This is a genomic window from Kangiella sp. (assembly GCF_014762745.1).
Taxonomy (GTDB): domain Bacteria; phylum Pseudomonadota; class Gammaproteobacteria; order Enterobacterales; family Kangiellaceae; genus Kangiella.
On the sequence record NZ_JABURJ010000058.1, the window covers coordinates 43,397 to 52,256 of the forward strand.

Genomic DNA, 8,860 nt, shown 5'->3' on the forward strand with positions numbered 1-8,860 from the left:
TTAAGGGGAAAGAAAATGGCTCTAATTACATTACGTCAGTTACTCGATCATGCAGCAGAGCATGATTATGGTATTCCGGCATTTAACGTAAACAATCTTGAACAGATGCGTGCCGTTATGCAGGCAGCGGATGAAACTGACAGCCCAGTGATCATTCAGGCTTCTGCGGGTGCTCGCAAATACGCAGGTTCAAACTTCCTGCGTCACCTGATCTTGGCGGCAACCGAAGAATTCCCGCATATTCCAATCTGTATGCATCAGGATCATGGTTCATCGCCGGCAGTGTGTCAGCAATCAATTCAACTGGGTTTCAGCTCAGTGATGATGGATGGCTCATTGGAAGAAGACATGAAAACACCAGCAAGCTATGAGTACAACGTTCGCGTAACCAAGCTGGCCACTGAGATGGCTCATGCCTGCGGTGTTTCTGTAGAAGGTGAGCTAGGTTGCTTGGGTTCACTTGAAACCGGCATGGCTGGTGAAGAAGATGGCTCAGGCGCAGAAGGTGTATTAAGCCATGACCAGTTGCTAACTGACCCAGAAGAAGCTGCTCAGTTCGTGAAAGATACCAAAGTGGATGCTTTGGCTATCGCTATCGGTACATCGCACGGTGCTTACAAGTTCACACGCCCACCAACAGGTGATGTATTAGCGATTGACCGAATCAAAGAAATTCACGCCCGTATTCCTGACACACATCTTGTTATGCACGGCTCTTCATCAGTGCCGCAAGACTGGTTGGCGACCATCAATGAATACGGTGGTGACTTGGGTGAAACTTATGGTGTGCCGGTTGAAGAAATTCAGGAAGGCATCAAACACGGCGTTCGTAAGGTAAACATTGATACTGACTTACGTCTGGCTGCTACTGGTGCAGTGCGTAAATTCTTGAAGCACAACCCGAAAGAATTTGACCCACGCAAATATAACAAGGCAGCGCAAGATGCGATGCAGGCAATCTGTAAAGCACGTTATGAAGCCTTTGGTACTGCCGGAAACGCTGGCAAAATCAAGCCAATCAATATGGAGCAGATGGCGTTAGACTATAAAGCCGGTAAGCTTGACCCACGCGTTAAGTAATTCCATCGTAAATAAGAAGGCCAGCATTTGCTGGCCTTTTTTATGGTCAAAACTCAGATCAATAGAGCACCCGTGCTCGAATAGTCCCTTCAATTTCGCGCATTTTCTCCAGTGCTATCTGGCTGGAGCTTTGATCAATATCGGTAACTACATAACCAATATCACCCTGGGTTTGTAGATACTGTGCCGAAATATTGATGTCGTTGTGCGACAGGATCTGATTGATTTGCGACAGGATACCGGGTTTATTGTGGTGAATATGCAGAATCCGGTGAGTATTAACATGTTCCGGTAATGCCACCTGCGGGAAGTTGACTGCTGAGACGGTGGAGCCGTTGTTGCTGTACTTGATCATCTTTTCAGTGACTTCGATGGCGATATTTTCCTGCGCTTCCAGCGTTGAGCCACCGATATGGGGCGTTAATATTACATTGTCAAATTCGCGTAAGGGCGATTGAAACTCTTCGCTGTTTGATTTGGGTTCGGTCGGGAATACATCAATGGCTGCTCCCAGAATCTGCTCTGCTCTAAGTGCATCGGCCAGAGCGTCAATATCAACAACCGTACCGCGTGAAGCATTGATTAGGATGCTGCCGGATTTCATCGCCGCCAGTTCGGCTTTACCCATCATGCCTTTGGTCTGTGGTGTTTCTGGAACATGTAAAGTCACCACATCGGATTCGGCTAACAGCTGATGTAAATCGGCAACTTGACTGGCGTTGCCAAGCGTTAACTTGGTTTCGATATCGTAGAACTTGACCTGCATGCCAATGCCTTCGGCCAGAATGCCAAGCTGTGTTCCGATATGCCCATATCCTATGATGCCTAAGGTCTTGCCACGTGCTTCATTCGAATTGCTGGCCGTTTTCAGCCACTGACCACGATGGGCAGCGGCATTCTTGGCTGGAATACCGCGTAACAGCATAATAATTTCGCCAAGTACCAGCTCCGCTACACTGCGTGTATTGGAATAAGGGGCATTGAAAACCGGGATGCCTTTGTGTTGGGCGGCATTAAGGTTGACCTGATTAGTGCCGATGCAGAAACAGCCAATGGCAACTAGCTTATTGGCCTCGGCCAGCACATCCGGAGTAATCTGTGAGCGCGAGCGAATACCCAGGAAATGGCAGTCTTGCAGCGCACTTTTCAGCTCTGAGGCAGATAGGGCGGTTTTAAGACTCTCTACCTGATGGTAGCCATCTTGCCTGAACAGTTGTTCTGCTTTAGGGTGGACTCCTTCGAGGAGTAAAACTTTCAGTTGGTGTTTATCGAATGATGTGTTCGCCATCTTGATGTGTTCAGCGGTAAATAGGCAACGAAAGTCTATTAAAACAGATCCGATCAGCTTGTAAAAGTAGCTAATAGTTATTCACTATAAATATCATGCACAGTTGCAAAATAGGTGTCTAAAAGGGGCATTTTTGCTACAATCTGCCGCCTTGCGTCGCAGAAGGTGCGGCACGAAGCGATACTGCGCCTGAAATGAGCGTCAGAGCATGACTTGAGGAGATTGGCCGAATGGCATACCAGACCAACATCGATAAAATGATAGCTTTGCTAAGCGATACGCTATCAATTGATGCCGATCAGCTGACGGCTGATACTTTGCTGCTGGGAAATTTGCCAGAGTTTGACTCAATGGCGATTGTCTCTATTCTGATGCAAATTGAAGAAAACTTCGGCATAGAAATATCTGATGATGAGCTGACCGGCGAAGTATTTGAGTCAGTGGCCACTCTGACCGAGTTTGTTGAAGTACAGCAGGCCGCGACTGCTATTTAAAACGCACCATAGATAATTGATTTTTAAGGCCGAAAAGTAGCTTTTTCGGCCTTTTTCTTTTATAACACCCATAGACTTCAAACAATTCAAGTAAGCAGAAAAATGGCCGGATTTATCGCCTGTATCGTATTGGCAGGCTTGTTGTTCATGACGGTTCTATTGCGCTGGCGAGGCTCCAAGCTTGGCTGGCCTATTCTATTGCTGGCTATGACTTTTATTGGCTGGAGCGGTCTGGAACTGGTGGAGACCGGCCTTGATCTCAATAACTGGATGGTTGAGTGGGTTCGTTTATTTGGGATCTATGCCGCCTTAACCTTCTTTTTATTCTATTTTGCCAATCACCATAAGCTGTTAAGTCTGGCTATTCTGGTCGCTTTTATTAGCTGGGGGAGTTTTATCATTCTCTATGAAGGTGATATGCAGCGAGTTATCAATCCAGCAATAGCAGGCTTCATATTATTATTAATGATGCAGATGATGGAGCGGGCGGGTAATGAGTTTGCAGAAACCTTAAGAGCGGAAATCTCCACACTGGGCGGTGCGCTGGGCATTGTTCTGATCTGGGATCTGCTATCGATGCTGATATTGATGCTTAGCCTGAATGTTGATTCTGAAGCACTGGATGTGTCGCGGGCCATTATTGCCAGCATCGCCATGGCATTCAGTCTGGTCCATATTCAGCGCATTGACCAGTCGCGTCTGGATCTGGAAAACATTCAACAAACCTACCGTCCGCAAAGCAGCCTCAATATCTTTGCCATTTTGTGCTGGCTGGCGGTGGTTGGCTATATGTTGATAGGTGTGGCTTGGCAGCAGCCACTGATCGGAGCGGCAGTACTGGCCCTGGCGGTTATTGCCTTTGTCTGGCTGGCCTATAAGAAAAAACTGCTCAGTCAGCTTAAGATCATGATTACCAAGCTGTTCGCCAGCTATAAATATGATTATCGTGAAAGCTGGCTGGGATTTAACCGTGCTCTGGATGAAGCTAATGTACAGGGCGATTTCTACCAACTATCGATTAAAGCACTGGCCAATATCATCAGCAGCCCTGCCGGAAAGCTATGGAGCCGTCGAGGCGATCTCTTTATTTATACCGACAACTGGCAGTCGCCACTGAACTCACCATTGAATAATGAGCTGGCTTATCAGTTGCCGACCGAACTGATTGATTTTATCGAGCGTACCAATTGGGTCGTGGATATCAAAGAGTATCAGAACAATCGAAATGTCTATCAGGGGCTCAAGCTCGATCATCACTCCCCGCTCTTTCAGCAGCATCAGATTTTTATCCCCTTACGTCGCGGCGAAGAATTGGTAGCGGTTGTTGGGCTGCGTAGTAGCTACTCTAAACCGAGCCTGAACTGGGAAGATCATGACTTGCTCAAAGCTGCAGGTCAGCAGATGGCCAGTTATCTGGCGCTGTTTGAAGCGACCACGCAAATTTATGAGCGCGAACAGTTTGATGCGTTTAATCGGTTATCGGCATTCGTGGTTCATGACCTGAAAAATGTGACCGCCCAGCTGGAGTTGATCACCCATAATGCTCATCGCTACCGTGATAACCCTGAATTTGTCGATGACAGCTTTGAAACCGTCGCCAGCGCGACTCAGCGTTTGAATAAGATGCTGGAACAGCTGCAACGTAAGCAATTACCGAAAAAAGAAGTCTTACAGGCTTATATTCCGGAGGTTTTTGCCAAATTTAAAGAAGCAGCAAGCCGCCTTAATCTGATAGGAGATATTCCGGAAGTAGAGGTGTATGCTAATCAGGAGCAACTGCTTAATATCATTCAGCATCTACATCAGAATGCGATTGATGCCAGTAACGAGAGTGATAGAATTCACCACCGATTTGACCAGCTCGGTCAGGAGCTACACTGGCATATTGTCGATAAGGGCAAAGGCATGGATGCGGACTTTGTACGCAAGCAACTGTTTAAACCATTTGCCACAACCAAGGGCAATGCAGGCATGGGCATTGGCGTTTATCAATGCCGCTATTTGCTCCAAAGCTTTGGTGGTGATTTAATAATACAAAGTGAATTGGGGAAAGGAACACGTTGCATAGTCATTTTGCAGACGTTGACGCCCGGCGATTAGAAAATAAAGAGGACAGGATGGCACAAACAAATAAACCCGACTTATTAATTATTGAGGATGACAAAGGGCTCCAGAAACAGCTCAAGTGGTCATTCGATCAATATAACGTAATTCTTGCAGAAGACCGCGACAGTGCTTTAGTAGAATTAAGGCGTTACCAGCCACAGGTCATAACCCTTGACCTTGGCTTACCGCCAGATCCTGCTAATGCCAGCGTAGGGCTTGAGCTTCTAGAAGAGATCCTGTCTTTATCACCGACCAGTAAAGTCATTGTGGTGACCGGTAATGACCAGCGTGAAATTGCCATGCAGGCGGTTAACGCCGGTGCTTATGATTATTATCAGAAACCGATTCAGCCGGAAGAATTGACGCTGATTATCAAGCGTGCATTTGAGCTTGCAAAGTTAGAAGATGACAATCGTCGTCACTTCCAACAACAGAAAGAAAGCTTTCATGGCATCATTGCCACCAGCCCGGAGATGATGGGCGTTTGCCAGAAAATTGAAAAAGTCGCTCCTACTGACGTAAGCGTTTTGTTACTGGGTGATAGCGGAACTGGCAAAGAATTACTGGCCAGAGCCATTCATGACATCAGCCCTCGCCGCAGCAAAAACATGGTAGCGATCAACTGTGCCGCTATCCCTGATAACCTGCTTGAAAGCGAGTTGTTTGGTTACGAAGCGGGAGCTTTCACAGGCGCTAACAAAACCACCATGGGTAAAATTGAATATGCCAATGGCGGTACTTTGTTCCTCGACGAAATTGGCGATATGCCAATGGCACTGCAGGCCAAGTTACTTCGCTTCCTACAGGAACGTGTGGTTGAAAGGGTGGGCGGGCGTGAATCGATCCCGGTAGACGTACGCATCATTGCAGCGACCCATCATACGCTTGAAGATCTGGTCAATGAAGGCAAATTCAGAGAAGATCTTTTCTATCGACTCAGTGAGGTTGTACTCAATATTCCAGCGCTGGCAAAACGCAACGGTGATGTGGTGTTGATTGCCCGCTCGCTACTGGAAAAATTTAACCGCCAGTACTCACGCAATATCAGAGGTTTCTCAAAAGATGCCGTTCAGGCCATGGAAGCCTACAGCTGGCCAGGCAATGTTCGCGAGCTGGAGAATAAAATCAAAAGTGCGGTGGTAATGTCAGACAGCAATCAAATTACCGCCAAAGACTTGCAGATTGACGAAGCTCAGTTACGCGAAATGCCATTGAACCTACGTCAGGTTCGAGAAGCCGCCGAAACCCGCGCCATTCAACGCGCCATCGTGCTATCTGACGGCAACATTTCCCAAGCCGCAAAACTGTTGGGCCTGACTCGACCAACCCTCTACAGCTTAATGGATAAATATAGTATTAGTAGTTAAGGGTTATGTGTTTGTAGGTCGGATAAATCGCCTGGCGACGCCATCCGACACTTCAAACAATATCCAATAATTTTTTTCGCTACTCAGCGAGTTCCTTTTCTTGCGTGGCCAAGAAAAGGAACCAAAAGAAGGCCACCCCGGAGATTGAGGTTTCGCAAGCGAAACTCCCTTCGTATCCGCCAAGCCACTTAACGCACCGTAAAATACGAGCCATCCTTGGCCCGAATTTTACTATTCAAATCATCCACGATTTGAATTGCTGTGTCTTGACTACTACTCAGCTCAATCTAGGGGGATAAGTGGTGCTCGTTTCAGCTATGGTCGTTTTGCAATGACTTTAGAGATAAATAACCTTGATTTCTAAAAGTAGGTCGCCGTAAGGCTCAAAAACTAAGAAAAAACCAAGTGACTCACTAACTGACCAACACACCCAACTAACATCAATAACAAGCCAACCATTGCCAGAACTAATAACTGCTTCTGGCCAGATTCTGTAATGCCTCGAACTTCGCTATTCTGTTTTCGTAACTTTCTCAGATAATCCAGTCGCATGGCATTTTGAGCTGGTCGCTGCCGGTCTCGATTTTCGAAGACTTCGGCTAGATACACTTCATAACGTGAGCATTCTGTCAGCTTGTTAAATCCTTGAATTAATTTATAGGACAGCCAGATCAACATGCATAGGGCAAATACAATAACTACCAGAGAAAACACTGAAAGATTGGATAGTTGCAGCAATTCTTGCCAGCCAGCAACGGAACCTGCAAGAGCCCAAAGACAGCCGAACAGGTATAGCGGCAGGATTAAAAGCCAGAACCATGGTTTAAATTTAGATTGGGTCAGTTGCTGCGGGGGATTCTGAATATCGTCATACATCAGGCGTATAAGGCAAAGTGACAAAGGAAGCGATCATACCCATAATGGAAATATGGTTCTGAGAGTTTATTCAAAGTTAGTGGTTAAATGATGGTAATCTCGTACGGCATAATTTGTGGCTGTCAAAAATTTTTAAATAATAGAAAAGATAGGACTAACAAATGCTAGGCATATTTGAAGGTATTGTTGGGGGAGGGTTAGCTGTAATTTTAGTTAACAGCAAACTAGCCGAAACAAAACCAATATGGTTAAGGGCTATTTGTATCACTATTGTTTGGTTCATACTTTTTAGCTTGATTGAGCTTAGTTTTAGGCAAAGCTCAATAACTACCTTTTGGGAGACTATTTTAAAAGTTACTCTATGGATTTACTTACCACTAATTCTTTTTATGTATTTTTTTAAGTGGGTGGATAAATTGCGAAAGGAGCACAAAGAAGATTTGTAGTGGGTTGGATTAGTCGTTTAGTAATGCCATCCAACAACCGACCTGTTTAAAAGGTTTGTACTTACTTGACTATAAACGACGGGAATATGCGATTGAGAGTTTATTAAAAATTATGAAGCTTTAGAGGAAATAAACAGCGTCCAAAGTAGACGCTGTTTATTGTGGAATATAGGGATTTGGTAGAGAAAAGTAGGTCGCCTTAAGGCGAAAAAAATACCCTAACGCGTAATTGTTTCCACTTTACCGTCTTTACCAAGCAACAACACATCGGCTGCTCTTTCAGCAAATAAACCATTGGTTACAACACCGACGATGTTATTCAATATGCGCTCAAGTTTAATTGGCTCATTAATGATTAGCCCATGCACATCAAGAATGACGTTGCCGTTATCGGTGACAAAGCCTGTGCGGTAAACCGGGTCACCACCAAGCTTGACAATTTGTCGAGCCACATAACTGCGTGCCATCGGAATAACTTCAACGGGCAGTGGGAATTCACCCAAGCGACGAACCAGCTTAGATTCATCAGCAATACAGATGAACTGATCGGCAACTGCGGCAATAATTTTTTCGCGGGTTAAGGCGCCGCCACCGCCTTTGATGAGTTCCAGTAGATGGTTTGATTCATCCGCACCATCAATATAGACCGGAATTTTATCCACTTCATTGAGTTCAAAGACTTCGATGCCATGTTGCTTGAGTCGCTCGGTTGAGGCTTCTGAGCTGGACACAGCGCCTTTGATTTTATGTTTCATGGTGGCCAGTGCATCAATAAAGTAATTGACGGTTGAGCCCGTACCGACGCCAACAATGGAATCTTCGACGACATATTCCAGCGCGGCTTCACCCACTAATTTTTTTAATTCATCCTGTGTCATAGAGGCTCCTATTGTTTTTCAATACTTAAAATAAAGTCCCATTCTTCCTTGGTGACCGGCATTATTGAAAGTCTGTTACCTTTTTGTACTAGCTTCATGTCAGCAAGTTCTGGGTACTGTTTTAACTCATCCAATGGAATTTCCCGCTTCAAATCACGAACGTGTTTTACGTCAACCATGTACCAGCGAGGATTATCAGGATTACTTTTGGGGTCGTAATACTTTTGGTCGGGGTCGAAAGCGGTATGGTCAACATAACCTTCTTTGACGACTTCCATGATGCCTACGATTGCTGGAGGTTTGCAGTTTGAGTGGTAGAAGAAAA

Annotated in this window: 8 protein-coding genes; 4 read left to right on the top strand and 4 right to left on the bottom strand. The window is 45.6% G+C overall.

The features are described from left to right. Positions 1 to 15: 15 nt before the first annotated feature. The gene (fba, locus tag HUJ19_RS04395) at positions 16 to 1,080 is read left to right on the top strand and encodes a class II fructose-bisphosphate aldolase (RefSeq protein WP_290622478.1); all 1,065 of its coding nucleotides are present in this window, start codon (positions 16 to 18) and stop codon (positions 1,078 to 1,080) included. Between the two features lie 58 nt (positions 1,081 to 1,138). Here the strand turns inward: fba and serA are convergent, their stop codons facing one another. Then, positions 1,139 to 2,368 (bottom strand): phosphoglycerate dehydrogenase, encoded by a 1,230-nt coding sequence (gene serA / locus HUJ19_RS04400; protein WP_290622479.1) that lies wholly within the window; start codon positions 2,366 to 2,368, stop codon positions 1,139 to 1,141. A 230-nt stretch (positions 2,369 to 2,598) separates the two neighbouring features. Here serA and HUJ19_RS04405 point away from each other — a divergent pair, with 230 nt between their 5' ends. The 3 genes from HUJ19_RS04405 to prsR all read left to right on the top strand — a co-directional run bounded on the left by HUJ19_RS04405 (position 2,599) and on the right by prsR (position 6,335). Beyond that, a complete protein-coding gene (locus HUJ19_RS04405; RefSeq protein WP_290622480.1) occupies positions 2,599 to 2,862 on the top strand; it encodes an acyl carrier protein in 264 nt (87 codons plus the stop codon). 102 nt (positions 2,863 to 2,964) lie between these two features. Then, entirely contained in the window at positions 2,965 to 4,962 is a 1,998-nt protein-coding gene (gene prsK / locus HUJ19_RS04410; RefSeq protein WP_290622482.1) for an XrtA/PEP-CTERM system histidine kinase PrsK, read from the top strand. Positions 4,963 to 4,979: 17 nt separating this feature from the next. Next, positions 4,980 to 6,335 (top strand): PEP-CTERM-box response regulator transcription factor, encoded by a 1,356-nt coding sequence (prsR, locus tag HUJ19_RS04415; protein WP_290622483.1) that lies wholly within the window; start codon positions 4,980 to 4,982, stop codon positions 6,333 to 6,335. Positions 6,336 to 6,725: 390 nt separating this feature from the next. On the opposite strand, the gene HUJ19_RS04420 is transcribed toward prsR, so the two are convergent. From HUJ19_RS04420 to HUJ19_RS04430, 3 genes are all read right to left on the bottom strand, one after another. After that, positions 6,726 to 7,235 carry a hypothetical protein gene (locus HUJ19_RS04420; protein WP_290622484.1) on the bottom strand — a complete coding sequence of 170 codons (510 nt, stop codon included), beginning with the start codon at positions 7,233 to 7,235 and terminating at the stop codon, positions 6,726 to 6,728. 640 nt (positions 7,236 to 7,875) lie between these two features. Beyond that, a complete protein-coding gene (rpiA, locus tag HUJ19_RS04425) occupies positions 7,876 to 8,535 on the bottom strand; it encodes a ribose-5-phosphate isomerase RpiA (protein ID WP_290622485.1) in 660 nt (219 codons plus the stop codon). Positions 8,536 to 8,543: 8 nt separating this feature from the next. Then, a partial coding sequence (locus HUJ19_RS04430) for an EVE domain-containing protein (protein WP_290622487.1) occupies positions 8,544 to 8,860 on the bottom strand: 317 nt, incomplete at its 5' end.